Genomic DNA, 401 nt, shown 5'->3' on the forward strand with positions numbered 1-401 from the left:
GGTAAAGTTTCTTTCTCCTTGCTCATCAAGTCCTATAGCCACAATTGAGGTGCGTTGTTGAGGATCAAGAGACATATAATGTGTATCAACATTTTCTGTACTCAGTGTCTGATACATAAAGCGACCGAAAGGATCATCGCCAACTTTGCCAATAAAGGCACTTTTCCCCCCCAGCCTTGCGATACCGACTGCAACATTAGCAGGCGCCCCGCCAGGACACTGTAGTAGTCTCCCCTGGCTTTCGGGTAATAAATCAACAACCGCATCACCGAGTACCCATACTCTTGCGCTCATAAAGGCTCCAATATACTAATTGCTAAACTAATTAAATCGGTTTAGCAATTAAAGCATAAACGCTGCTCAGGAGAGAACAATATTCAGCAGTGGTTACCCGGTATTTT

1 protein-coding gene is annotated in these 401 nt (G+C 44.1%); it reads right to left on the reverse strand.

Going from position 1 to position 401, the window contains the following annotated elements:
• A partial coding sequence (locus AC30CM_RS27270) for a PfkB family carbohydrate kinase (RefSeq protein WP_490120016.1) occupies nucleotides 1-294 on the reverse strand: 294 nt, incomplete at its 3' end.
• Nucleotides 295-401 lie beyond the last annotated feature (107 nt).

Source organism: Mycobacterium sp. DHQP2018-32-09 (assembly GCF_058148405.1).